This is a genomic window from Streptomyces sp. NPDC055254 (assembly GCF_053606025.1).
The window spans coordinates 55706-79033 of sequence record NZ_JBSGQV010000026.1; the positions used below are offsets into that span (position 1 = coordinate 55706).

At 71.5% G+C, this 23328-nt stretch carries 23 protein-coding genes; 22 read left to right on the top strand and 1 reads right to left on the bottom strand.

Features of this window, described 5'->3' with window-relative positions; all coding sequences use genetic code 11:
• Window positions 1–21: 21 nt before the first annotated feature.
• The 10 genes from mltG to nusB all read left to right on the top strand — a co-directional run bounded on the left by mltG (window position 22) and on the right by nusB (window position 9256).
• Window positions 22–1746 carry an endolytic transglycosylase MltG gene (gene mltG, locus ACWFQ8_RS23025; RefSeq protein ID WP_453788138.1) on the top strand — a complete coding sequence of 575 codons (1725 nt, stop codon included), beginning with the start codon at window positions 22–24 and terminating at the stop codon, window positions 1744–1746.
• Between the two features lie 7 nt (window positions 1747–1753).
• Window positions 1754–2581 carry a shikimate dehydrogenase gene (locus ACWFQ8_RS23030; protein ID WP_453788139.1) on the top strand — a complete coding sequence of 276 codons (828 nt, stop codon included), beginning with the start codon at window positions 1754–1756 and terminating at the stop codon, window positions 2579–2581.
• Window positions 2582–2725: 144 nt separating this feature from the next.
• Window positions 2726–3910: a chorismate synthase gene (gene aroC / locus ACWFQ8_RS23035; RefSeq protein WP_453788140.1), complete on the top strand. Its 1185-nt coding sequence runs from the start codon at window positions 2726–2728 to the stop codon at window positions 3908–3910.
• Entirely contained in the window at window positions 3907–4425 is a 519-nt protein-coding gene (locus ACWFQ8_RS23040) for a shikimate kinase (RefSeq protein ID WP_453788141.1), read from the top strand. The genes aroC and ACWFQ8_RS23040 overlap by 4 nt, the downstream gene beginning before the upstream one ends.
• Window positions 4422–5513, top strand: a complete 1092-nt coding sequence (gene aroB, locus ACWFQ8_RS23045) for a 3-dehydroquinate synthase (RefSeq protein WP_453788142.1) — start codon at window positions 4422–4424, stop codon at window positions 5511–5513. The genes ACWFQ8_RS23040 and aroB overlap by 4 nt, the downstream gene beginning before the upstream one ends.
• Window positions 5510–5959 carry a type II 3-dehydroquinate dehydratase gene (gene aroQ / locus ACWFQ8_RS23050; protein WP_453788143.1) on the top strand — a complete coding sequence of 150 codons (450 nt, stop codon included), beginning with the start codon at window positions 5510–5512 and terminating at the stop codon, window positions 5957–5959. Before aroB ends, aroQ begins: the two co-directional genes overlap by 4 nt.
• A 92-nt stretch (window positions 5960–6051) precedes the next feature.
• Window positions 6052–6948, top strand: a complete 897-nt coding sequence (locus tag ACWFQ8_RS23055; RefSeq protein WP_453788144.1) for an AAA family ATPase — start codon at window positions 6052–6054, stop codon at window positions 6946–6948.
• 144 nt (window positions 6949–7092) lie between these two features.
• The gene (locus ACWFQ8_RS23060; RefSeq protein WP_453788145.1) at window positions 7093–8199 is read left to right on the top strand and encodes an aminopeptidase P family protein; all 1107 of its coding nucleotides are present in this window, start codon (window positions 7093–7095) and stop codon (window positions 8197–8199) included.
• A gap of 58 nt (window positions 8200–8257) precedes the next feature.
• The gene (gene efp / locus ACWFQ8_RS23065; RefSeq protein WP_384537624.1) at window positions 8258–8824 is read left to right on the top strand and encodes an elongation factor P; all 567 of its coding nucleotides are present in this window, start codon (window positions 8258–8260) and stop codon (window positions 8822–8824) included.
• 3 nt (window positions 8825–8827) lie between these two features.
• Window positions 8828–9256, top strand: a complete 429-nt coding sequence (nusB, locus tag ACWFQ8_RS23070) for a transcription antitermination factor NusB (RefSeq protein WP_453788146.1) — start codon at window positions 8828–8830, stop codon at window positions 9254–9256.
• Between the two features lie 224 nt (window positions 9257–9480).
• On the opposite strand, the gene bldD is transcribed toward nusB, so the two are convergent.
• Window positions 9481–9981 (bottom strand): transcriptional regulator BldD, encoded by a 501-nt coding sequence (gene bldD, locus ACWFQ8_RS23075; protein ID WP_453788147.1) that lies wholly within the window; start codon window positions 9979–9981, stop codon window positions 9481–9483.
• Window positions 9982–10253: 272 nt separating this feature from the next.
• On the opposite strand from bldD, the gene pyrR reads away from it, so the two are divergent.
• The 12 genes from pyrR (at window position 10254) to coaBC (ending at window position 23240) form a co-directional block, all read left to right on the top strand.
• Complete coding sequence (pyrR, locus tag ACWFQ8_RS23080; protein ID WP_453788148.1) at window positions 10254–10847, top strand: bifunctional pyr operon transcriptional regulator/uracil phosphoribosyltransferase PyrR; 594 nt, start codon at window positions 10254–10256, stop codon at window positions 10845–10847.
• A gap of 115 nt (window positions 10848–10962) precedes the next feature.
• On the top strand, window positions 10963–11952 hold the full coding sequence (locus ACWFQ8_RS23085) for an aspartate carbamoyltransferase catalytic subunit (protein ID WP_453788149.1): 990 nt from the start codon (window positions 10963–10965) through the stop codon (window positions 11950–11952).
• 2 nt (window positions 11953–11954) lie between these two features.
• Entirely contained in the window at window positions 11955–13241 is a 1287-nt protein-coding gene (locus ACWFQ8_RS23090; protein WP_453788150.1) for a dihydroorotase, read from the top strand.
• On the top strand, window positions 13238–13819 hold the full coding sequence (locus ACWFQ8_RS23095) for a PH-like domain-containing protein (RefSeq protein WP_384543726.1): 582 nt from the start codon (window positions 13238–13240) through the stop codon (window positions 13817–13819). The genes ACWFQ8_RS23090 and ACWFQ8_RS23095 overlap by 4 nt, the downstream gene beginning before the upstream one ends.
• Complete coding sequence (gene carA, locus ACWFQ8_RS23100) at window positions 13816–14964, top strand: glutamine-hydrolyzing carbamoyl-phosphate synthase small subunit (RefSeq protein ID WP_453788151.1); 1149 nt, start codon at window positions 13816–13818, stop codon at window positions 14962–14964. Before ACWFQ8_RS23095 ends, carA begins: the two co-directional genes overlap by 4 nt.
• Window positions 14957–18265 carry a carbamoyl-phosphate synthase large subunit gene (gene carB / locus ACWFQ8_RS23105; protein ID WP_453788152.1) on the top strand — a complete coding sequence of 1103 codons (3309 nt, stop codon included), beginning with the start codon at window positions 14957–14959 and terminating at the stop codon, window positions 18263–18265. Before carA ends, carB begins: the two co-directional genes overlap by 8 nt.
• Window positions 18266–18364: 99 nt before the next feature.
• On the top strand, window positions 18365–19474 hold the full coding sequence (locus tag ACWFQ8_RS23110) for a quinone-dependent dihydroorotate dehydrogenase (protein ID WP_453788159.1): 1110 nt from the start codon (window positions 18365–18367) through the stop codon (window positions 19472–19474).
• Between the two features lie 2 nt (window positions 19475–19476).
• Window positions 19477–20310, top strand: coding sequence for an orotidine-5'-phosphate decarboxylase (gene pyrF, locus ACWFQ8_RS23115; protein ID WP_453788160.1), 834 nt, complete (start codon window positions 19477–19479; stop codon window positions 20308–20310).
• A 305-nt stretch (window positions 20311–20615) separates the two neighbouring features.
• Entirely contained in the window at window positions 20616–20939 is a 324-nt protein-coding gene (locus ACWFQ8_RS23120; RefSeq protein ID WP_030008746.1) for an integration host factor, read from the top strand.
• A 61-nt stretch (window positions 20940–21000) separates the two neighbouring features.
• Window positions 21001–21564 carry a guanylate kinase gene (gmk, locus tag ACWFQ8_RS23125; protein WP_453788153.1) on the top strand — a complete coding sequence of 188 codons (564 nt, stop codon included), beginning with the start codon at window positions 21001–21003 and terminating at the stop codon, window positions 21562–21564.
• A 64-nt stretch (window positions 21565–21628) separates the two neighbouring features.
• The gene (gene rpoZ, locus ACWFQ8_RS23130; protein ID WP_004948662.1) at window positions 21629–21901 is read left to right on the top strand and encodes a DNA-directed RNA polymerase subunit omega; all 273 of its coding nucleotides are present in this window, start codon (window positions 21629–21631) and stop codon (window positions 21899–21901) included.
• A gap of 118 nt (window positions 21902–22019) precedes the next feature.
• Window positions 22020–23240 carry a bifunctional phosphopantothenoylcysteine decarboxylase/phosphopantothenate--cysteine ligase CoaBC gene (gene coaBC, locus ACWFQ8_RS23135; protein WP_453788154.1) on the top strand — a complete coding sequence of 407 codons (1221 nt, stop codon included), beginning with the start codon at window positions 22020–22022 and terminating at the stop codon, window positions 23238–23240.
• Window positions 23241–23328 lie beyond the last annotated feature (88 nt).

The window sequence follows — 23328 nt, forward strand, 5'->3', positions numbered from 1 at the left end:
TCTCGCGGCTCTAGGGGACCGATGACTGAGTATGGACGGGGCCGAGGCCCCGAACCGTGGCACCCCGAGGACCCTCTGTACGGGGACCAGGGGTGGACCGGGCACCAGACCCAGCAGGGCCAGGTGCCGTACGGCGACGGTTCGGGAGCGGACTATCCGCAGGAGCCGCAGTACCAGCAGCAGTACCCGGAGCAGCAGTACGCCCCGCAGCAGCCGCACCAGCACGCGCAGCAGCCGCAGTACCAGCAGCAGTACCCCCAGCCTCCGCAGTACGCCGAGCAGCAGCACGCGTACGCCCCGCAGCAGCAGTACGCCCAGCCCCAGCAGCCGGTCTACGACGGCCAGGGCTGGGACACGGGCCAGGGGCAGTACGTCGCCGCCGCGCAGACCGACGCGTACGGCGGCGTGGACCCGTACTCCCAGCAGCCGGTCAGCGGCTACCCCGGCGAGACCCCGGACCTCTACACCACAGCCGAGGCCTACCCGCCGCCGCAGCCCCCCGGCCGCCGCCACCTGGAGCCGGAACCGGTCGAGGACTGGCAGGACGCCGACGCGGCGGCCGAGGAGACCGACCGCGACCCCGGCGACGACGGCGACGACGGCCCCGGCGGAGGCCGCCGCTCCGGCCGCTCCAAGGGCGGCAAGGGCGGCAAGCCCAAGCGGCGCAGCGGCGCGGCCTGTCTGATCTCGTCCCTGGTCATCGTCGGCGTGCTCGGCGGCGGCGGCTACTACGGCTACACCTTCCTCCAGGACAAGTTCGGCGCGGCCAAGGACTTCGCGGGCACCGGCACCGGCGAGATCGTCGATGTCGAGATCCCCAAGGGCGCCGGCCTCGGGCAGATGGGCCGCATCCTCAAGGAGGCGGGCGTCGTCGCCAGCGCCCAGGCGTTCGTCGACGTCGCGAAGGCGCTGCCGAGCGACAAGGCCATCCAGGCGGGCGTCTACCCGCTGCGGAAGAAGATGTCCGCCGCGGCGGCCATCGAGGTCATGAGCGACCCCAGCAAGCTGAACGTCATCACCGTCACCGAGGGCATGCGCAACGCCCGGGTGTACGAGGCGATCGACAAGAAGCTGGGCAAGCCGGACGGGACCACCAAGGACATCGCGCTGCGCGAGGCCAAGAACCTCGGCCTGCCGGCCTGGGCCGGCAACGATCAGCGGCTCATCGACCCGCTGGAGGGCTTCCTCTTCCCGGCGCGCTACGACCTCAGCAAGGACAGCACCCCCGAGTCCCTGCTCAAGGAGATGGTCAAGAACGCGAGCGACAAGTACGCGGAGCTGGGCGTCGAGAGCAAGGCCAAGGAACTGGGCCTGGAGAACCCGCTCCAGGTGGTCACGGTCGCCAGCCTCGTCAACGCCGAGGGCAAGAACCACGACGACTTCCGCAAGATGTCCGAGGTCGTCTACAACCGGCTGAAGAAGACCAACGACGTCACCAACCGGCGGCTGGAGTTCGACTCGACGTACAACTACCTCAAGGGCAAGAGCGACCTCAACTTCTCCCTCAAGGAGGCCAGGGCGCTCGAACACCCCTACAACACGCACAACGTCCAGGGCCTGCCCCCCGGCCCGATCGGGAATCCCGGCGCGGACGCCCTGACCGCTACGCTCGACCCCGACCAGGGCGGCTGGATGTTCTTCGTGTCGGTGGACGGCGAGAAGACGACGTTCACCCAGACCTACGCGGAGCACCAGAAGCTCGCCGCGGAGTTCCAGGAGCGGCAGAAGCAGAAGAACGGCGGGTAGGCAAGGCATGTCACGCACAAGGGCCGCGGTGCTGGGTTCGCCCATCGAGCACTCCCTCTCACCGGTGCTGCACCGCGCCGCCTACCAGGAGCTCGGCCTCGCCGACTGGTCGTACGACCGGTTCGAGATCGACGAGGCCGCGCTCCCGGAGTTCGTCACCGGCCTGGGCCCCGAGTGGGCCGGACTGTCGCTGACCATGCCGCTCAAGCGCGCGGTCATCCCGCTTCTCGACGGCATCAGCGACACGGCCGCCTCGGTGGAGGCGGTCAACACGGTCGTCCTCACGCCGGACGGTCGCCGCCTCGGCGACAACACCGACATCCCGGGCATCGTGGCCGCGCTCCACGAGCGGGGCATCGAAAAGGTGCCGTCCGCCGCGATCCTCGGCGCCGGCGCCACCGCCTCCTCGGCGCTCGCCGCGCTCTCGCGGATCTGCTCCGGCGAGGTCACGGCGTACGTCCGCTCGCGGACCCGGGCGGACGAGATGCGCGGGTGGGGCGAGCGGCTCGGCGTCCCCGTCCGGACGGCCGACTGGTCCGAGGCGGCCGGGGCGTTCACCGAGCCGCTGGTGATCGCGACCACCCCGGCGGGGACGACGGACGCCCTGGCCGCGTCCGTGCCGGCGGCGCCCGGAACCCTCTTCGACGTCCTTTACGACCCCTGGCCCACCGGCCTCGCGGCGGCCTGGTCGGAGCGCGGCGGCACGATCGTCGGCGGGCTGGACCTCCTCGTCCACCAGGCCGTGCTCCAGGTCGAGCGGATGACGGGCCGGCCCCGCGCCCCGCTGGCGGCGATGCGTGCCGCGGGCGAGGCCGCGCTCGCGGCCCGGCACTGAATCTGCGATTCCGGCCGGCCCCGTCCGACAGTTGGACCGGAGGGCGGCGCACCGGCCCGGACATGGGAGGATCGGGTGAGGCGGGTCCGGGCCGCGCACCCGATCGCGCCGTCGCTGTACCAGGCGCGAGCATGAGGAGCATCGTTGAGCAGGTTGCGTTGGCTGACCGCCGGGGAGTCGCACGGACCGGCGCTGGTTGCGACGCTGGAGGGACTTCCCGCCGGCGTCCCGGTCACCACGGCGCTGGTGGCCGAGCACCTGGCCCGGCGCCGGCTCGGCTACGGCCGCGGTGCCCGGATGAAGTTCGAGCAGGACGAGATCACCTTCCTCGGTGGCGTCCGCCACGGGCTGTCGCAGGGTTCCCCCGTCGCGGTGATGATCGGGAACACCGAGTGGCCGAAGTGGGAGACGGTCATGTCGGCCGACCCGGTCGACCCGTCGCTGCTCAAGGACACCGGCCGCAACGCGCCGCTGACCCGCCCGAGGCCCGGCCACGCCGACCTCGCCGGCATGCAGAAGTACGGCTTCGACGAGGCCCGGCCGATCCTGGAGCGCGCCAGCGCCCGTGAGACCGCCGCCCGCGTCGCCCTCGGTGCCATCGCCCGGTCCTTCATCAAGGAGACCGCGGGCATCGAGATCGTCTCGCACGTGGTGGAACTCGCCGCGGCCAAGGCCCCGTACGGCGTCTACCCGACCCCCGCCGACGTCGAGCGGCTCGACGCCGATCCGGTCCGCTGCCTCGACGCCGACGCGAGCAAGGCGATGGTCGCCGAGATCGACCAGGCGCACAAGGACGGCGACACCCTCGGCGGCGTCGTCGAGGTCCTCGCCTACGGCGTGCCCGTCGGGCTGGGCTCGCACGTGCACTGGGACCGTCGTCTCGACGCCCGCCTCGCCGCCGCCCTGATGGGCATCCAGGCCATCAAGGGCGTGGAGGTCGGCGACGGCTTCGAACTCGCCCGCGTGCCCGGCTCGCAGGCGCACGACGAGATCGTCTCCACCCCCGAGGGCCTCAAGCGCACCTCCGGCCGCTCGGGCGGCACCGAGGGCGGTCTGACCACCGGTGAGCTGCTGCGCGTACGGGCCGCCATGAAGCCGATCGCGACCGTGCCGCGCGCCCTGGCGACCGTGGACGTCGCCACCGGGGAGGCGACGGTGGCGCACCACCAGCGCTCCGACGTGTGCGCCGTGCCGGCCGCGGGCATCGTGGCCGAGGCCATGGTCGCCCTGGTGCTGGCCGACGCGGTCGTGGAGAAGTTCGGCGGCGACTCGGTCGGCGAGACCCGGCGCAACGTCCGCTCCTACCTCGACCACCTGCAGATCCGATGACCGGCGGACCACTGGTCGTCCTCGTCGGCCCGATGGGGTCCGGCAAGTCCACGGTGGGGTCGCTGCTCGCCGAGCGGCTCGGCGTCGGCTACCGGGACACGGACGCCGACATCGTCGCCGCCGAGGGGCGGGAGATCTCCGACCTCTTCGTCGACGAGGGCGAGCCGTACTTCCGCGAGCTGGAGCGGCGGGCGGTCGCGGCCGCCGTCGCCGAGCACACCGGAGTCCTCGCCCTCGGCGGCGGCGCCGTCCTCGACGAGGGCACCCGCGAACTGCTCGCGGGCCGGCCCGTCGCCTACCTCTCGATGGACGTCGAGGAAGCGGTACGGCGCGTCGGCCTCGGCGCCGCGCGCCCCCTGCTCGCCGTCAACCCGCGCCGCCAGTGGCGCGAGCTGATGGACGCCCGGCGCCCCCTGTACACCGAAGTCGCGCGCGTCGTGGTGGCCACCGACGACCGCACCCCCGAAGAGGTCGCCCAGGCGGTCCTCGACGCTCTGGAGTTGAAGGACGTATGACAGACCAGGTGACGCGGATCCAGGTCGGCGCGAGTGCCGGACACGACGCGTACGACGTGCTGGTCGGCCGGCAGCTGCTCGGCGAGCTCGGCTCCCTGATCGGTACCAGGGCCCGGCGCGTCGCGGTGATCCACCCCGAGGCGCTGGCCTCGACCGGTGAGGCCCTGCGCGACGACCTGGCCGAGCAGGGCTTCGAGGCGGTCGCCATCCAGGTGCCGAACGCCGAGGAGGCCAAGACGGCCGAGGTCGCCGCCTACTGCTGGAAGGCGCTCGGCCAGTCCGGCTTCACCCGCACCGATGTGATCGTCGGCGTCGGCGGGGGAGCCACCACCGACCTCGCGGGCTTCGTCGCGGCCACCTGGCTGCGCGGGGTGCGCTGGATCGCCGTACCCACCACCGTCCTCGCGATGGTGGACGCGGCCGTCGGCGGCAAGACCGGCATCAACACCGCCGAGGGCAAGAACCTGGTCGGCGCCTTCCACCCGCCGGCCGGTGTGCTGTGCGACCTGGCGGCGCTGGACTCGCTGCCGGTCAACGACTACGTCAGCGGCCTCGCCGAGATCATCAAAGCCGGCTTCATCGCCGACCCGGTGATCCTCGACCTGATCGAGGCGGACCCGCAGGCGGCGCGTACGCCGGCCGGCCCGCACACCGCCGAGCTCATCGTGCGCTCCATCCGGGTCAAGGCCGACGTGGTGTCGAGCGACCTCAAGGAGTCCGGACTCCGCGAGGTCCTCAACTACGGCCACACCCTCGCGCACGCCATCGAGAAGAACGAGCGCTACAAGTGGCGGCACGGCGCGGCGGTGTCGGTGGGCATGGTCTTCGCGGCCGAGCTCGGCCGGCTCGCCGGCCGCCTCGACGACGCGACGGCCGACCGGCACAAGGCGGTGCTCGCCTCCGTGGGCCTGCCGCTGACCTACCGCGGCGACCAGTGGCCCAAGCTGCTGGAGACCATGAGGGTCGACAAGAAGTCCCGGGGCGACCTGCTGCGCTTCATCGTCCTGGACGGGCTGGGCAAGCCGACCGTCCTGGAGGGTCCCGACCCGGCGGTGCTGGTGGCCGCGTACGGAGAGGTCGCCGCGTGAGCGGGGCCGCGCGCCGGGTGCTGGTGCTGAACGGCCCGAACCTGGGCCGGCTCGGCTCGCGCGAACCGGATGTGTACGGGGCCACCTCGTACACCGGGCTCGTGGAGAGCTGCCGCACGTTGGGCGCGGAGCTCGGCTTCGACGTCGAGGTCCGCGAGACCAACGACGAGGGCGAGCTCGTGCGCTGGCTGCACGAGGCGGCGGACGGCAGGATCCCGGTCGTGATCAACCCGGGGGCCTTCACGCACTACTCCTACGCCATGCGGGACGCGGCCGCGCAGCGCACCGCGCCGCTGATCGAGGTGCACATCTCGAACCCGTACGCCCGCGAGGAGTTCCGGCACACCTCGGTCGTCGCCGCGGTGGCGACCGGGACCGTGGCGGGCTTCGGCATCGGGTCGTACCGGCTGGCGCTGCGCGCGCTGGCGGACGAGATCTCCGCCTGAGTTCGCGTACCGCGACGCCGGTGGACGGCCGGGCCTGCGGGGTCATATAACGTTCTCGCATCAGTCGCCGGAACGAGACGGAGTGGCAGCGGATGCACCAAGGAGTGGGGGGCGGGGGCGCGGGCCGGTGGCAGCAGGGGCCGCCCCCGGTGGCGCCCCAGCAGCCGCCGATACCCCCGGCGCAGGGCTGGCACGGCGCGGCCGCGCACCAGCCGAGCCCCGCGCCGGGGCATCAGTCAGGCCCCCCGGAGGGGCAGCAGCCGGGGCATCAGCCGGGTCCGCCGTCAGGCCATCAGCCGGGGCACCAGGCAGTTCCTCCGCCGGGGCACCACGCCGGGCACCGGCCGGGGACCTCGGGCCAGGTCCCCGTCGTGCCGGTGCCGGAGGCCACGGGGCACGTTCCGCTGCCGCCCGCCGTGGCCGGTACGGGTGGGGCCACCCTCGCGGTGCTGCTCATCGGGCCGGCCGGCGCGGGCAAGACCACCGTGGCCCGGCACTGGGCGAGCACCCGGCCGGTGCCGACGGCCCACGTCAGCCTGGACGACGTCCGGGAGTGGGTGTGCTCGGGCTTCGCCGACCCGCAGGCGGGCTGGAACGAGTTCTCCGAGGCGCAGTACCGCCTCGCCCGCCGCACCTGCGGCTTCGCCGCCCGCAACTACCTGGCGAACGGCATCTCCTGCATCCTCGACGACGCGGTCTTCCCGGACCGCCCCGTCGTCGGGCTCGGCGGCTGGAAGCGGCACGTGGGCCCGGCCCTGCTGCCCGTCGTCCTGCTGCCCGGTCTGGAGATCGTCCTGGAGCGGAACGCGGCGCGCTCCGGCAACCGCAGGCTCTCCGACGAGGAAGTCGCGCGCATCCACGGTCGGATGGCGGGCTGGTACGGCTCCGGACTTCCGATCATCGACAACTCGCAGCTCGACGTGGAGGGCACGGCCCGCGCCCTCGACGAGGCCCTCGCGCGGGCACTGGCGGCCCCGGGCGGCTGGTGACCGCGCAGAAGGCCGTGCGGTGCCTGTCCAGGCGCAGGTGTCGTCGCCCGTTCCGGTGGCGGGCCGGGGCGCGGGCCCCTGGTCCGGCCCCGGTCGGACGCGCTCGCCGGGCCGGATACGTGCCGCGCTCGTAGGCTCGAATGCATGTCAGACGTGTACGCCGCCCGCCGGGACCTGCTTCGCGACCGCTGCGCCGCCGCCGGGAACGCCGCCGCACTGATCACGCGTCCGTCGAACGTCCGCTACCTGTCCGGGGCCTCGCCCTCGGGCGCCGTCCTGCTCGTCGCGCCCGCCCAGGACATGGTGTTCTGCGGCGGCACGCCCTCCGGTGAGGCCGACGAGGGCCGTCTGGACGAACGCCTGCGGCTCTCGGTGCTGTCGGGCCCGGGCGGCGACCCGGCCGTCGCCGCCGCGGACATGGCCGCCGCCGTACGCGCCGACTCGCTGGCGGTGGAGGAGCACCACCTGACGGTGGCCCGGCACCGGGCCCTGCGCGCCGTGGCGCCGAACCTGCGCCTGACGGACCTCGGTACGGCGGTGGAGCAGCAGCGCCTGGTCAAGGACGAGGAGGAGATCGCCTGCCTGCGGATCGCCGCCGAGATCGCCGACCAGGCGCTCGGCGAGCTCCTGGAATCGATCCTGGTCGGGCGCACCGAGCGGCACCTGGCGCTGGAGCTGGAGCGGCGGCTCGTCGACCACGGCGCGGACGGGCCCGCGTTCCCCACCTCGGTGGGCACCGGCCCGCACTCCGGGCGGTCCCGGCACCGGCCCTCCGACCGGAGGGTCGAGGAGGGCGACTTCCTCACCGTCTGCCTCGGCGCCAACTACCGCGGCTACCGGTGCGAGATCGGGCGTACCTTCGTGATCGGCACCACCCCGGCCGACTGGCAGATCGCGCTGTACGAACTCGTCTTCGCCGCCCAGCGGGCGGGCCGGGAGGCCCTGCTGCCGGGAGCCGCGTACCGCGACGTGGATCATGCGGCACGGTCCGTACTGGACTCCGCGGGGCACGGGGAGGCCCTCGCTCCGTGCACCGGACACGGCGTCGGTCTCGAAATCGACGAGGACCCGCAGCTTGCACCTACGGCCATGGGTAAACTGGACGCTTGCGTGCCGGTCACCGTCGAACCGGGGGTTCACCTCCCGGGCCGGGGAGGTGTCCGGATCGATGACACGCTCGTCGTACGCCCCGAGGCGGACGGCGGTCCCGAGCTACTCACCATTACGACCAAGGAGCTGCTCGCGCTCTAGCCCGCCCGCCGGGCTGTGCGCGCACCCGTGGTCTTCCAGTGCAGGAGATTCCGCAACCGTGGCTTCCACGAACGACCTCAAGAACGGCATGGTGCTGAAGCTCGACGGGGGCCAGCTCTGGTCCGTCGTCGAGTTCCAGCACGTCAAGCCCGGCAAGGGCCCGGCCTTCGTGCGCACCAAGCTCAAGCACGTGCTCTCCGGCAAGGTCGTCGACAAGACCTTCAACGCCGGCACCAAGGTCGAGACCGCCACGATCGACCGCCGTGACATGCAGTTCTCGTACATGGACGGCGACTACTTCGTCTTCATGGACATGGACACCTACGACCAGCTGATGGTCGACAAGAAGGCCGTCGGCGACGCCGCGAACTTCCTGATCGAGGGCTTCACCGCCTCGGTGGCGCAGCACGACGGCGAGGTGCTCTACGTCGAGCTCCCGGCCGCGGTCGAGCTGAAGATCCAGCACACCGACCCGGGCGTCCAGGGCGACCGCTCCACCGGCGGCACCAAGCCCGCCACCCTGGAGACCGGTTACGAGATCCAGGTCCCGCTCTTCGTCACCACCGGCGAGACGGTCAAGGTCGACACCCGCACCAGCGACTACCTCGGCCGGAAGAGCAACTAACCCGTGGCTGCTCGGAGCAATGCGCGCAAGCGCGCCTTCCAGATCCTGTTCGAGGCCGACCAGCGCGGGGTCCCCGTGCGCGAGGTGCTCGCGGACTGGATCCGCCACGCGCGGTCGGACGACCGGCAGCCGCCGGTCAGCGCCTACACGATGGACCTCGTCGAGGGGTACGCCGACAAGGTGAACCGCATCGACGACCTGATCGTCACCTACGCCGTGGACTGGGAGCTCGACCGCATGCCGGTCGTGGACCGCAACATCCTGCGGCTGGGCGCCTACGAGCTGATCTGGGTGGACGACACCCCGGACGCCGTGGCCATCGACGAGGCCGTCCAGCTGGCCAAGGAGTTCTCGACGGACGAGTCCCCCTCGTTCGTGAACGGTCTGCTGGCCCGTTTCAAGGAGCTGAAGCCGAACCTGCGCCGCGAGTAGTCTCCGGTGCATCGGTCGTGCCCAGGGCCCGCAGCGCGCACGCGCGGCGGGCCCTGGGCACGTCCGGCGCGGCCGGCGGCGCGGCGGCCCGGAGACCCGGAGCACCCCGGAGACCCGCAGGCGCCGCGGCCCGCAGGCCCGGAGGCCGGTGAAACGACCGGTGGCGCCGGCCCCCGCGGGGACCGGCGCCACCGGTAACGTTTCTGCTGGTCCTGGGCCCGGACTCAGAGGTCCTCGTGGGCCACGGCGCGACGCGCGTCCGCGTCCAGGACGCCCCAGCTGATGAGCTGCTCGGTCAAGACCGAGGGCGACTGGTCGTAGATGACGGCGAGGGTGCGCAGGTCGTCCTGGCGGATCGACAGCACCTTGCCGTTGTAGTCGCCGCGCTGGCTCTGGATGGTGGCCGCGTACCGCTGGAGCGGGCCGGCCTTCTCCGCGGGCACGCCCGCCAGACGCTCCAGGTCGAGGCGCAGCTTCGGCGGCGGCTCGGCCGCTCCGCCGGGAGTCGTGCCCGGCAGCAGCTCCTGCACCGGCACCCCGTAGAAGTCCGCCAGCTCGGCCAGGCGCTGGACGGTCACGGCGCGGTCCCCGCGCTCGTACGAACCGACCACCACGGCCTTCCACCGGCCCTGCGACTTCTCCTCGACACCGTGGAGGGAGAGGCCCTGCTGGGTGCGGATGGCGCGGAGCTTGGCCCCGAGCTGTTTGGCGTATTCGCTGGACATAACGCTCCCGGACGCTGTGACGCTGTGACGACATGGACAACGTGCGGCTCCGCCGCGCGGCTGGTAACTCACTGTGAGGTTACGCAGCGTTACTTGGATGCGTCAAGCCGAATGGTCCCCGCCGCCCCCTCGCGGGCGGTCCCAGGGGCCCCGTGGGCGCCGCCGCGCCGACGGCCCGGTACGCCCGGCCGGAATCACCCTGCTACCGTGGGAGGCGTACATCAGACGTCCTTTAAGGTCCGTCCCGTGAGGCGGAGAAGGAGGTCCTTTCCATGGACGCTCAGAATATTGCCGGCACGGTCGACCAGGCCGGCGCCATGCGCCCCGTACTGGAGGCGCAGGACATCGCCCGGGTCCTGACCCGCATCGCCCACGAGATCGTCGAACGCGCCAAGGGCGCCGACGACGTGGTGCTCCTCGGCATCCCCACCCGCGGTGTCCACCTCGCCCGCCGGCTGGCCGCCAAGCTCGAAGAGATCACCGGCACGAAGATCCCGGTCGGCTCCCTCGACATCACCATGTACCGCGACGACCTGCGGATGAAGCCCGCCCGCGCGATCGGGCGCACCGAGATCCCCGGCGACGACCTCGACGGCCGCCTGGTCGTCCTCGTCGACGACGTGCTCTTCTCCGGCCGCACCATCCGCGCCGCCCTCGACGCCCTCGGCGACCTCGGCCGCCCCCGCGCGGTCCAGCTCGCCGTCCTCGTCGACCGGGGCCACCGCGAGCTGCCGATCCGCGCCGACTACGTCGGCAAGAACCTCCCCACGTCGCTGCGGGAGACCGTCAAGGTCCAGCTCCAGGAGGAGGACGGCCGTGACGCCGTGCTGCTCGGACAGCGGACCGCCCAGGAAGCCGGGCAGTAGGTCCGCACCCGCCACCGGGCCCCGACCGGGCCCGTGCACCGGCCTGCCCCGCCCGCCCGCACCCCCTGCCCGTCCGCACGCCTGCCTGCCCGCCCCGACCCGTGGAGCCATCCAGATGAAGCGCCACCTCGTCTCGGCCGCCGATCTCACGCGCGACGACGCCGTCCTGATCCTCGACACCGCCGAGGAGATGGCCCGCGTCGCGGACCGGCCGATCAAGAAGCTGCCCACCCTGCGCGGCCTGACCGTCGTCAACCTCTTCTTCGAGGACTCGACCCGCACCCGGATCTCCTTCGAGGCGGCCGCCAAGCGGCTGTCCGCGGACGTCATCAACTTCTCCGCCAAGGGTTCCTCCGTTTCCAAGGGCGAATCCCTGAAGGACACGGCGCTGACCCTGGAGGCCATGGGCGCGGACGCCGTCGTCATCCGCCACCACGCCTCCGGCGCCCCCTACCGCCTCGCGACCTCCGGCTGGATCGACTCCGCCGTAGTCAACGCGGGCGACGGCACCCACGAGCACCCCACCCAGGCCCTGCTGGACGCCTTCACCATGCGCCGCCGCCTCGTCGGCCGGGACGCCGGGCTCGGCAAGGACCTCGGCGGCCGCCGGATCACCATCGTCGGCGACGTCCTGCACAGCCGGGTGGCCCGGTCCAACGTGCAGCTGCTGCACACCCTCGGCGCCCAGGTCACCGTGGTGGCCCCGCCCACGCTGGTCCCGATCGGCGTCGAGAGCTGGCCCTGCGAGGTCTCGTACAACCTGGACGAGGTGCTGCCGAAGTCCGATGCGGTGATGATGCTGCGTGTGCAGCGCGAACGCATGAACGCCGCCTTCTTCCCGACCGAGCGCGAGTACTCGCGCCGGTACGGGCTCGACGGCGACCGCATGGCGAAGATGCCCGAGCACGCCATCGTGATGCACCCCGGCCCGATGAACCGCGGTATGGAGATCACCGCCCAGGTCGCCGACTCCGACCGCTGCACCGCCGTCGAGCAGGTCGCCAACGGCGTCTCCACCCGGATGGCCGTCCTGTACCTGCTGCTCGGAGGCTCCGAGCCCGCCGTCACCACCACCCCCGCCGCCCGTACCGAGGAGAGCAAGTAACCATGAGCAAGATCCTTATCCGTGGCGCGAAGGTACTCGGCGGCGAGGCGCAGGACGTCCTGATCGACGGCGAGACCATCGCCGAGGTCGGGCAGAACCTGTCGGCGGACGGCGCCCGGGTGATCGAGGCCGAGGGCCGGGTCCTCCTCCCCGGCCTCGTCGACCTGCACACCCACCTGCGCGAGCCCGGCCGCGAGGACTCCGAGACCGTCCTCACCGGCACCCGCGCCGCCGCCTCCGGCGGCTACACCGCCGTGTTCGCCATGGCGAACACCTTCCCGGTCGCCGACACCGCCGGCGTCGTCGAGCAGGTGTGGCGCCTCGGCAAGGAGTCCGGCTACTGCGACGTGCAGCCGATCGGCGCCGTCACCGTCGGCCTGGAGGGCAAGCAGCTCTCCGAGCTGGGCGCCATGCACGAGTCCGCCGCCCGCGTCACGGTCTTCTCCGACGACGGCAAGTGCGTCGACGACGCCGTGATCATGCGCCGCGCCCTGGAGTACGTGAAGGCCTTCGGCGGCGTCGTCGCCCAGCACGCCCAGGAGCCCCGCCTCACCGAGGGCGCCCAGATGAACGAGGGCGTCGTCTCCGCGGAGCTGGGCCTCGGCGGCTGGCCCGCCGTCGCCGAGGAGTCGATCATCGCCCGCGACGTCCTCCTCGCCGAGCACGTCGGCTCCCGCGTCCACATCTGCCACCTCTCCACGGCCGGCTCCGTCGAGATCGTCCGCTGGGCCAAGTCCCGCGGCATCGACGTCACCGCCGAGGTCACCCCGCACCACCTGCTGCTCACCGACGAGCTCGTCCGCTCGTACAACGCGGTCTACAAGGTCAACCCGCCGCTGCGCACCGAACGCGACGTACTCGCCCTGCGCGAGGCGCTCGCCGACGGCACGATCGACATCGTGGCCACCGACCACGCCCCGCACCCGCACGAGGACAAGGACTGCGAGTGGGCCGCCGCCGCCATGGGCATGGTGGGCCTGGAGACCGCGCTCTCCGTGGTCCAGCAGACGATGGTGGAGACCGGACTGCTCGACTGGGCGGGCGTCGCCGAGCGGATGTCCTTCGCCCCGGCGCGCATCGGCGGCCTCGACCACCACGGCCGTCCCGTCTCGGCAGGTGAACCCGCGAACCTGACCTTGGTCGATACCTCGTACCGTGGTGTCGTGGACCCCGCACACTTCGCTTCCCGCAGCCGCAACACGCCTTACGAGGGCCGTGAGCTGCCGGGGCGCGTCACTCACACCTTCCTGCGGGGCCGGGCAACGGTCGTGGACGGGACGCTGGCGTGACACCTGCAGTAATCCAACTGGCCGCCGAGGCCGCGGAACGACGGTCGGCGGAGGTGACGGACTGGGGCGCCCGCATGGCGTGGGTGATCGGTCTGCTCGTCTTCATCGCGTTCGTCTACTGGCTGATGCGGCAGGGCTGGAAATGGCGCGGCGCTCTGCAGAACGACCTGCCGGAGCTGCCCGCCGCCCCCGACGGTCTCCCCGAGCACCGGCTGGCCCTGACCGGCCGGTACCACGGGTCCACGACCGCCGGGCAGTGGCTCGACCGGATCGTCGCCCACGGCCTGGGCGTCCGCAGCCGCGTGGAGCTCACGCTCACCGACGCGGGCCTGGACGTGGTCCGTCCGGGTGCCAACGACTTCTTCGTACCGGCCGCGCAGCTGCGCGGCGCCCGCCTCGACAAGGGCATCGCGGGCAAGGTACTCACCGAAGGCGGTCTGCTCGTCGTCACCTGGGCGCACGGTGACAAGCTGATCGACTCCGGATTCCGCTCCGACCGCGCGGCCGAGCACGCCGCCTGGGTCGAAGCCGTCAATCTCATGAACTCATCCATCACGACGGAAGGCGCCGAACGATGACGACCTCCACCAGGGGAGCAGCCAAAGCTCCCGCCGTACTCGTCCTGGAGGACGGTCGGATCTTCCGCGGCCGCGCCTACGGCGCCGTCGGGGAGACCTTCGGTGAGGCCGTGTTCTCCACCGGCATGACCGGCTACCAGGAGACCCTCACCGACCCGTCGTACCACCGCCAGGTCGTCGTGATGACCGCGCCGCACGTGGGCAACACCGGGGTCAACGACGAGGACCCCGAGTCCTCCCGCATCTGGGTCGCCGGGTACGTGGTGCGCGACCCCGCGCGCGTCCCCTCCAACTGGCGCTCCCGCCGCTCCCTGGACGAGGAGCTCGTCGCGCAGGGCGTCGTCGGGATCTGCGGCATCGACACCCGCGCCCTGACCCGCCACCTGCGCGAGCGCGGCGCCATGCGCGTCGGCATCTTCTCCGGCGAGGCCTGCGCCGGCGTCGCCGACGCGGCCCTGCTGGCCCGCGTCCAGGAAGCCCCGCAGATGAAGGGCGCGAACCTCTCCGCCGAGGTCGCCACCAAGGAGGCGTACGTCGTCCCCGCGGTCGGTGAGAAGAAGTTCACCGTGGCCGCCGTGGACCTCGGCATCAAGGGCATGACCCCGCACCGGATGGCGCAGCGCGGCATCGAGGTGCACGTACTGCCCGCCACCGCCACCGTCGAGGACGTCTACGCGGTCGGGCCGGACGGCGTGTTCTTCTCCAACGGACCGGGCGACCCCGCCACCGCCGACGGACCCGTCGCCGTCATGCAGGGCGTCCTGGAGCGCAGGACGCCGCTCTTCGGCATCTGCTTCGGCAACCAGATCCTCGGCCGTGCGCTCGGCTTCGGCACGTACAAGCTGAAGTACGGCCACCGCGGCATCAACCAGCCGGTGCAGGACCGCACCACCGGCAAGGTCGAGGTCACCGCGCACAACCACGGCTTCGCCGTCGACGCGCCCCTCGACAAGGTCTCCGAAACCCCCTACGGCCGCGCCGAGGTCTCCCACGTCTGCCTGAACGACCAGGTCGTCGAAGGCCTGCGACTGCTCGACCAGCCCGCTTTCAGCGTCCAGTACCACCCCGAGGCGGCCGCCGGCCCGCACGACGCCGCGTACCTCTTCGACCGCTTCGTTTCTTTGATGGAGGCCGATCGTGCCTAAGCGCTCCGATATCCAGTCCGTCCTGGTCATCGGCTCCGGCCCGATCGTCATCGGCCAGGCAGCCGAGTTCGACTACTCCGGTACCCAGGCCTGCCGCATCCTCAAGGCCGAGGGCCTGCGGGTCATCCTGGTGAACTCCAACCCCGCGACGATCATGACCGACCCGGAGATCGCCGACGCCACGTACGTCGAGCCGATCACCCCCGAGTTCGTCGAGAAGATCATCGCGAAGGAGCGGCCCGACGCGCTGCTCCCGACCCTCGGCGGGCAGACCGCGCTGAACACCGCCATCTCCATGCACGAGCAGGGCGTGCTGGAGAAGTACGGCGTCGAGCTGATCGGCGCCAACGTCGAGGCCATCAACAAGGGCGAGGACCGCGACCTCTTCAAGGGCGTCGTCGAGGCCGTCAACGCCAAGATCGGCCACGGCGAGTCCGCCCGCTCGGTCATCTGCCACTCGATGGACGACGTCATCAACGGCGTCGAGACCCTCGGCGGCTACCCGGTCGTCGTGCGCCCCTCCTTCACCATGGGCGGCGCCGGCTCCGGCTTCGCCCACAACGAGGACGAGCTGCGCCGCATCGCCGGACAGGGCCTCACGCTCTCCCCGACCACCGAGGTGCTCCTGGAGGAGTCCATCCTCGGCTGGAAGGAGTACGAGCTGGAGCTGATGCGCGACACCAAGGACAACGTCGTCGTCGTCTGCTCCATCGAGAACTTCGACCCGATGGGCGTCCACACCGGTGACTCGATCACCGTCGCCCCGGCGATGACCCTCACCGACCGCGAGTACCAGAGGCTGCGCGACATCGGCATCGCGATCATCCGCGAGGTCGGCGTCGACACCGGCGGCTGCAACATCCAGTTCGCCATCGACCCCGTCGACGGCCGCGTCATCGTCATCGAGATGAACCCGCGCGTCTCGCGCTCCTCGGCGCTCGCGTCGAAGGCCACCGGCTTCCCGATCGCCAAGATCGCCGCCAAGCTGGCCATCGGGTACACGCTCGACGAGGTCCCCAACGACATCACCGAGAAGACCCCGGCCTCCTTCGAGCCGTCCCTCGACTACGTCGTCGTCAAGGCCCCGCGCTTCGCCTTCGAGAAGTTCCCGCTCGCCGACGCCACCCTCACCACCACCATGAAGTCGGTGGGCGAGGCCATGGCGATCGGCCGCAACTTCACCGAGGCCCTCCAGAAGGCCCTGCGCTCCCTGGAGAAGAAGGGCTCGCAGTTCACCTTCGTCGGCGAGCCCGGCGACAAGGCCGAGCTCCTCGCCACGGCGGTGCGCCCCACCGACGGCCGCATCAACACCGTCATGCAGGCCATCCGCGCCGGCGCCACCCAGGAAGAGGTCTTCGAGTACACGAAGATCGACCCCTGGTTCGTCGACCAGCTCTTCCTCATCAAGGAGATCGCGGACGAGCTCGCCGCCGCGGACAAGCTCCACCCCGAGCTGCTCGCCGAAGCCAAGCGCCACGGCTTCTCCGACTCCCAGATCGCCGAGATCCGGGGCCTGCGCGAGGACGTCGTCCGCGAGGTCCGCCACGCCCTCGGCGTGCGACCGGTCTACAAGACGGTCGACACCTGCGCCGCCGAGTTCGCCGCGAAGACCCCGTACTTCTACTCCTCCTACGACGAGGAGTCCGAGGTCGCCCCGCGCGAGAAGCCCGCGGTCATCATCCTGGGCTCCGGCCCCAACCGCATCGGCCAGGGCATCGAGTTCGACTACTCCTGCGTCCACGCCTCCTTCGCGCTCAGCGAGGCGGGCTACGAGACCGTGATGGTCAACTGCAACCCGGAGACCGTCTCCACCGACTACGACACCTCCGACCGCCTGTACTTCGAGCCGCTGACCCTGGAAGACGTGCTGGAGATCGTCCACGCGGAGACGCTGGCCGGCCCCATCGCCGGCGTCATCGTCCAGCTCGGCGGCCAGACCCCCCTCGGTCTCGCCCAGGCGCTCAAGGACAACGGCGTCCCCGTCGTCGGCACCTCGCCCGAGGCCATCCACGCCGCCGAGGACCGCGGCGCCTTCGGCCAGGTCCTCGCCGACGCCGGCCTGCCCGCGCCCAAGCACGGCACCGCCACCACCTTCACGGGTGCGAAGGCCATCGCCGACGAGATCGGCTACCCGGTCCTGGTCCGCCCCTCCTACGTGCTCGGCGGCCGCGGCATGGAGATCGTCTACGACGAGACCCGGCTGGAGTCCTACATCGCCGAGTCCACCGAGATCTCCCCGACCCGCCCCGTGCTGGTCGACCGCTTCCTCGACGACGCGATCGAGATCGACGTCGACGCCCTCTACGACGGCACCGAGCTCTACCTCGGCGGCGTCATGGAGCACATCGAGGAAGCCGGCATCCACTCCGGCGACTCCGCGTGCGCGCTGCCCCCGATCACCCTCGGCGGCTACGACATCAAGCGGCTGCGCGCCTCCACCGAGGCCATCGCCAAGGGCGTCGGCGTCCGCGGCCTGATCAACATCCAGTTCGCGATGGCCGGAGACATCCTCTACGTCCTGGAGGCCAACCCGCGCGCCTCCCGGACCGTCCCCTTCACCTCGAAGGCGACCGCCGTCCCGCTCGCGAAGGCCGCCGCCCGCATCTCGCTCGGCACCACCATCGCCGAGCTGCGCGCGGAGGGCCTGCTGCCCAAGACCGGCGACGGCGGCACGCTGCCGATCGACGCGCCGATCTCCGTGAAGGAGGCCGTCATGCCGTGGTCGCGCTTCCGCGACATCCACGGCCGCGGCGTCGACACGGTCCTCGGCCCGGAGATGCGCTCCACCGGCGAGGTCATGGGCATCGACGCCCTCTTCGGCACGGCGTACGCCAAGTCGCAGGCCGGCGCCTACGGCCCGCTGCCCACCAAGGGCCGCGCCTTCATCTCCGTCGCCAACCGCGACAAGCGCTCGATGATCTTCCCGGCACGCGAGCTCGTCGCCCACGGCTTCGAACTGCTCGCCACCTCGGGCACCGCCGAGGTGCTGCGCCGCAACGGCATCAACGCCACCGTCGTGCGCAAGCTCAGCGAGGGCGAGGGCCCGGACGGCGAGAAGACCATCGTCCAGCTGATCCACGACGGCCAGGTCGACCTGATCGTCAACACCCCGTACGGCACCGGCGGCCGCCTCGACGGCTACGAGATCCGTACGGCGGCCGTGGCGCGCAGCGTCCCGTGCCTGACCACGGTCCAGGCACTCGCCGCGGCCGTGCAGGGCATCGACGCGCTGAACCGCGGCGACGTGGGCGTCCGCTCGCTCCAGGAGCACGCGGAGCACCTCAACGCGGCCCGCGACTAGCAGCCCGTACAGCCCGGACTCGGGAGAACGGGAGAGGGGGACACCGGTTTCACGACGGGTGTCCCCCTTTCCATGAGCGCAGAGGGATCCTTCACGACGATGTACAAACTCTTCTTCAACCTGGTCTTCAAGCGGATGGACCCGGAGCGGGCCCACTACACGGCCTTCCGCTGGATCCGCCTCACCGCCCGCACGCCGGTGCTGCGCACCTTCGCGGCGGCCTGGCTCGCCCCCCGCCACGAGGAGCTGCGCACCGAGGCGCTGGGCCTGCGCATGCACGGGCCCTTCGGGCTCGCGGCGGGCTTCGACAAGAACGCCGTGGCCGTCGACGGCATGTCGATGCTCGGCTTCGACCATGTCGAGATCGGTACGGTCACAGCCGAGCCGCAGCCCGGCAACCCGAAGAAGCGGCTGTTCCGGCTGGTGCCGGACCGTGCGCTGATCAACCGGATGGGCTTCAACAACGAGGGCTCGGCGGCCGTCGCGGAGCGCCTGGCGGCCCGCCGTGCCGTCTTCAAGACCGTCGTGGGCGTCAACATCGGCAAGACGAAGGTCGTCCCGGAGGAGGAGGCGGTCGCCGACTACGTGGCGTCCACCGAGCGCCTGGCCCGGCACGCGGACTACCTGGTCGTGAACGTCTCCTCGCCCAACACCCCCGGGCTGCGCAACCTCCAGGCCACCGAGTCCCTGCGTCCGCTGCTGACGGCCGTCCGGGAAGCCGCGGACCGGGTGGTCACCGACCGCCGCGTCCCGCTGCTGGTCAAGATCGCCCCCGACCTCGCCGACGAGGACGTCGACGCGGTGGCCGACCTGGCGCTGGAGCTCGGCCTGGACGGGATCATCGCCACCAACACGACCATCGCCCGCGAGGGCCTGGGCCTGCTCTCGGACCCCGCCCTGGTCAAGGAGACCGGCGGGCTGTCCGGAGCGCCCGTCAAGGAGCGCTCCCTGGAGGTCCTGCGCCGCCTGTACGCCCGTGTGGGGGACCGGCTGGTCCTCGTCGGCGTCGGGGGCATCGAGAACGCCGAGGACGCCTGGCAGCGCATCCTGGCCGGCGCCACCCTGATCCAGGGCTACAGCGCCTTCGTCTACGAGGGCCCGTTCTACGCCCGAGCCGTCCACAAGGGCCTGGCCGCGCGCCTGGCCGCCAGCCCGTACGCGACGCTCGCCGAAGCGGTGGGCGCCGAGAACCGAAAGGCCGCGAAGTGACCGTGACCCCGTTCGGTACCCGCCTCCGCGAGGCGATGGACTCCCGCGGCCCGCTGTGCGTGGGCATCGACCCGCACGCCGCGCTGCTGGCGCAGTGGGGTCTGGGGGACGACATCGCGGGCCTGGAGAGCTTCTCGCGGACCGTCGTGGAGGCCCTCGCCGACCAGGTGGCGGTCTTCAAGCCGCAGGCGGCCTTCTTCGAGCGGTTCGGCTCCAAGGGCGTGGCGGTGCTGGAGCGGACCGTCGCGGACGCGCGGGCGGCCGGCACGCTGGTCCTGATGGACGCCAAGCGCGGCGACATCGGCTCGACCATGGCCGCCTACGCCTCGGCCTTCCTCGACCCGGCGTCCCCGCTCTTCTCGGACGCGCTGACGGTCTCCCCGTACCTCGGCTACGGCTCGTTGAAGCCGGCCGTCGACCTGGCCCGGGAGTCGGGGGCGGGCCTGTTCGTCCTGGCCCTCACCTCGAACCCGGAGGGCGCGGAGGTCCAGCGGGCGGTGCGGGAGGACGGCCGCACGATCGGCGCGACGATGCTGGCGCACCTGGCCGCCGAGAACGCGGGGGCCGACCCGATGGGCTCCTTCGGCGCGGTGGTCGGCGCGACGCTGGGCGACCTCTCCTCCTTCGACCTGGACATCAACGGGCCGCTGCTGGCCCCGGGCATCGGCGCGCAGGGCGCGACGGCTGCGGACCTGCCGGCCGTGTTCGGCACGGCGGTGCGCCATGTGGTGCCCAACGTGTCCCGCGGCGTCCTGAAGCACGGTCCGGACGTGACCGCCCTGCGCGCGTCCGCACGGCGGTTCGCGGACGAGATCCGCGCGGCCGTTTCCGCGTAGCCGGAAGCCGATTCGAGGTGTTCTCGCCTCGGGTCGGCCCGGCGTCTCGCACGGGCTGACGAAATTGGAAGGTCTTTCACCGGACAAAACCGGGGTAGTTTGTCCGTAATGTACGGTTCGGTGGAGGCTGACCAGGACTTTTAGTCCGTTCTCGCTGACTGGAGCGGTGATGGCCGCTAGTCTCCGAGCAGAGTGAACGTGCAGCGAGCGAAATTGCATCGCTGTTCGGGACCTCGCCTGGTGTGGTGCCTTTGGGTTCCCCACCGGTCCGTATCCGACAGTTCGACATCCGAGGTGACGTAGGCGTGGCTCTTCCGCCCCTTACCCCTGAACAGCGCGCAGCCGCGCTCGAAAAGGCCGCCGCGGCTCGCCGGGAGCGGGCCGAGGTGAAGAATCGACTCAAGCACTCCGGCGCCTCGCTCCAAGAGGTCATCAAGACGGGCCAGGAGAACGACGTCATCGGCAAGATGAAGGTCTCCGCCCTGCTGGAGTCCCTGCCCGGCGTGGGCAAGGTCCGCGCCAAGCAGATCATGGAGCGTCTCGGCATCTCCGAGTCCCGGCGTGTCCGAGGTCTCGGTTCCAACCAGATCGCCTCTCTGGAGCGCGAGTTCGGCAGCACCGGCGCCTGAGGCGTCGCCTGAAGTTCTCCCGGCGTTCCCGGGCATGCCCGGGAACCTGGATAATCGCTCTATGGCAGCAGAGGTTCGTCCGCGGCTGACCGTGCTCTCCGGCCCCTCCGGGGTCGGCAAGAGCACGGTCGTCGCGCATATGCGCAAGGTCCACCCGGAGGTATGGCTCTCGGTGTCGGCCACCACCCGCAAGCCGCGGCCCGGTGAGCGACACGGAGTCCACTACTTCTTCGTCTCCGACGACGAGTTCGACAAGCTGATCGCCAACGGCGAGCTGCTGGAGTGGGCCGAGTTCGCGGGCAACCGCTACGGCACACCGCGCGGCGCGGTACTGGAACGCCTGGAGAACGGCGAGCCGGTCCTGCTGGAGATCGACCTCCAGGGCGCACGGCTCGTACGCGAGTCCATGCCCGAGGCCCAACTGGTCTTCCTGGCCCCGCCGAGCTGGGACGAGCTGGTCCGCCGGCTCACCGGCCGCGGCACCGAATCGGCGGAGGTCATCGAGCGCAGGCTCGCCACCGCCAAGATCGAACTCGCTGCCGAGTCCGAGTTCGACACCACCCTGGTCAATACCTCCGTCGAGGACGTGGCGCGCGAGCTGCTAGCCTTGGTGGAAGTTGTCTGATCGTTGAACGTATTTATCTCCACGTTCAATGCCTGATCTTTCACCCATCTTCGGAAGGTAGAGCGTGTCCTCTTCCATCACTGCGCCCGAGGGCATCATCAACCCGCCGATCGACGAGCTGCTCGAGGCCACGGACTCGAAGTACAGCCTCGTGATCTACGCGGCCAAGCGCGCGCGTCAGATCAACGCGTACTACTCCCAGCTCGGCGAGGGCCTGCTGGAGTACGTCGGCCCGCTGGTGGACACCCACGTCCACGAGAAGCCGCTTTCGATCGCGCTGCGCGAGATCAACGCGGGTCTGCTGACCTCCGAGGCCATCGAGGCCCCGGCTCAGTAAGGCACGGAAATTCCTTTCACCACAGGCCCGGCAGAACATCTGCCGGGCCTGTGGTGTGTCATGGGTAGGTACGGCGACCGGTGCCGAGGGCGCCGGACGGGTCGAAGGGGAGTACGTGGTGGGTAAGCCGAAGGTCGTGCTGGGAGTCAGCGGCGGGATCGCCGCGTACAAGGCGTGCGAGCTGCTGCGCCGACTGACCGAGTCCGGCCACGACGTGCGGGTGGTGCCCACCGCGGCGTCCTTGAACTTCGTCGGCGAGGCCACCTGGGCCGCCCTGTCCGGCAACCCGGCCTCCACCGAGGTGTGGGAGACCGTCCACGAGGTGCCGCACGTGCGCATCGGGCAGTCCGCCGACCTCGTCGTCGTCGCCCCGGCGACCGCCGACATGCTGGCCAAGGCCGCCCACGGACTCGCCGACGACCTGCTCACGAACACCCTGCTCACCGCCCGCTGCCCGGTGGTCTTCGCGCCCGCCATGCACACCGAGATGTGGGAGCACCCGGCCACCCAGGAGAACGTGGCCACGCTGCGCCGCCGCGGGGCCGTGGTCGTCGAGCCCGCCGTGGGCCGCCTCACCGGCAAGGACACGGGCAAGGGGCGGCTGCCCGACCCCGAGGAGATCTTCGAGGTGTGCCGGCACGTCCTGGCGCGCGGGGCGACCGGGGCGGAGGCGGACCTCGCCGGGCGGCACGTGGTGATCAGCGCGGGCGGCACCCGGGAGCCGCTGGACCCGGTCCGCTTCCTGGGCAACCGCTCCTCCGGCAAGCAGGGCTACGCCCTCGCCCGCACCGCCGTCGCGCGCGGCGCCAAGGTCACCCTGGTGGCCGCGAACACCGCCCTGGCCGATCCGGCCGGGGTGGACGTCGTCCGGGTGGGGACGGCCCTCGAACTGCGGGAGGCGGTGCTCGGGGCGGCCGCCGGGGCGGACGTGGTGGTGATGGCCGCGGCCGTGGCGGACTTCCGGCCCGCCGAGTACGCCGACGGCAAGATCAAGAAGAAGGACGGGCAGGACCCGGCGCCGGTCGCCCTCGTCCGCAACCCCGACGTCCTCGCGGAGATCTCCGCCGACCGGGCCCGGGAGGGCCAGGTCGTGGTGGGATTCGCCGCGGAGACCGACGACGTCCTGGCCAACGGGCGGGCCAAGCTCCGGCGCAAGGGCTGCGACCTCCTCGTGGTCAATGAGGTCGGCGCCACGAAGACCTTCGGTTCCGAGGAGAACGAGGCGGTCATCCTGGCCTCCAGCGGGTCTGAAATCCAGGTCCCCTACGGTCCGAAGGAAGCCCTGGCGGAGGAGATCTGGGACCAGGTGGCGCTCCTGCTGGCGCCGCGACGCGCGTGAGTGAGATCCCCTTCTCCTGGGCGCGAGTGTGGGTGAGAATGGCGTGGCGCAGGTCACGTGGCTCCCACAAGGCGAGACGGGTGGTCCC

What these genes read in the sequence shown, in the direction of transcription:
- ACWFQ8_RS23110 (WP_453788159.1), top strand. Translation starts at nt 18,365, where the DNA reads ATGTACAAACTCTTCTTCAACCTGGTCTTCAAGCGGATGGACCCGGAG.
- mltG (WP_453788138.1), top strand. Translation starts at nt 22, where the DNA reads ATGACTGAGTATGGACGGGGCCGAGGCCCCGAACCGTGGCACCCCGAG.
- ACWFQ8_RS23060 (WP_453788145.1), top strand. Translation starts at nt 7,093, where the DNA reads ATGTCAGACGTGTACGCCGCCCGCCGGGACCTGCTTCGCGACCGCTGC.
- ACWFQ8_RS23085 (WP_453788149.1), top strand. Translation starts at nt 10,963, where the DNA reads ATGAAGCGCCACCTCGTCTCGGCCGCCGATCTCACGCGCGACGACGCC.
- pyrR (WP_453788148.1), top strand. Translation starts at nt 10,254, where the DNA reads ATGGACGCTCAGAATATTGCCGGCACGGTCGACCAGGCCGGCGCCATG.
- aroB (WP_453788142.1), top strand. Translation starts at nt 4,422, where the DNA reads ATGACAGACCAGGTGACGCGGATCCAGGTCGGCGCGAGTGCCGGACAC.
- ACWFQ8_RS23040 (WP_453788141.1), top strand. Translation starts at nt 3,907, where the DNA reads ATGACCGGCGGACCACTGGTCGTCCTCGTCGGCCCGATGGGGTCCGGC.
- ACWFQ8_RS23055 (WP_453788144.1), top strand. Translation starts at nt 6,052, where the DNA reads ATGCACCAAGGAGTGGGGGGCGGGGGCGCGGGCCGGTGGCAGCAGGGG.
- carA (WP_453788151.1), top strand. Translation starts at nt 13,816, where the DNA reads ATGACGACCTCCACCAGGGGAGCAGCCAAAGCTCCCGCCGTACTCGTC.
- gmk (WP_453788153.1), top strand. Translation starts at nt 21,001, where the DNA reads ATGGCAGCAGAGGTTCGTCCGCGGCTGACCGTGCTCTCCGGCCCCTCC.
- bldD (WP_453788147.1), bottom strand. Translation starts at nt 9,981, where the DNA reads ATGTCCAGCGAATACGCCAAACAGCTCGGGGCCAAGCTCCGCGCCATC.
- ACWFQ8_RS23030 (WP_453788139.1), top strand. Translation starts at nt 1,754, where the DNA reads ATGTCACGCACAAGGGCCGCGGTGCTGGGTTCGCCCATCGAGCACTCC.
- ACWFQ8_RS23090 (WP_453788150.1), top strand. Translation starts at nt 11,955, where the DNA reads ATGAGCAAGATCCTTATCCGTGGCGCGAAGGTACTCGGCGGCGAGGCG.